The organism is Janthinobacterium sp. KBS0711, assembly GCF_000988085.1.
Lineage (GTDB): Bacteria > Pseudomonadota > Gammaproteobacteria > Burkholderiales > Burkholderiaceae_D > Janthinobacterium > Janthinobacterium lividum_E.
Map to the genome: position 1 here is coordinate 23,859 of NZ_LBCO01000033.1, position 412 is coordinate 24,270.

The following is a 412-nucleotide window of genomic DNA, read 5'->3' on the forward strand; positions in this document are numbered from 1 at the left end:
GCTAGAAGACGCAACGAGCTTTGCCAAATACCTGGGCGGTTCGTCGGCGAATATCGCCTTCGGCACGGCCCGGCTGGGCTTGAAGTCCGCCATGCTGTCGAAAGTGGGCGACGACCACATGGGCCGTTTCCTCACCGAGACCCTGTCGAAGGAGGGCTGCGACGTCAGCCACGTGGGCGTCGACCGCGACCGTCTCACGGCTTTGGTGATGCTGGGCATCAAGGACAAGAACACCTTCCCGCTGATTTTCTACCGTGAAAATTGCGCCGACATGGCCATCGACGCCTCGTCGGTGGATGCGGCTTTCATTGCGTCGAGCAAGGCGTTGTTGATCACCGGCACGCATTTTTCCACGGCTGCCATGCACGCCGTCAGCACGCAGGCGCTCAAGCTGGCCCGCGCCAACAAGGTG

1 protein-coding gene is annotated in these 412 nt (G+C 61.7%); it reads left to right on the plus strand.

Features of this window, described 5'->3' with window-relative positions; all coding sequences use genetic code 11:
* Window positions 1-412 (plus strand): PfkB family carbohydrate kinase (locus VM94_RS28285; protein WP_235432955.1); only part of this gene is annotated, 412 nt, incomplete at both ends.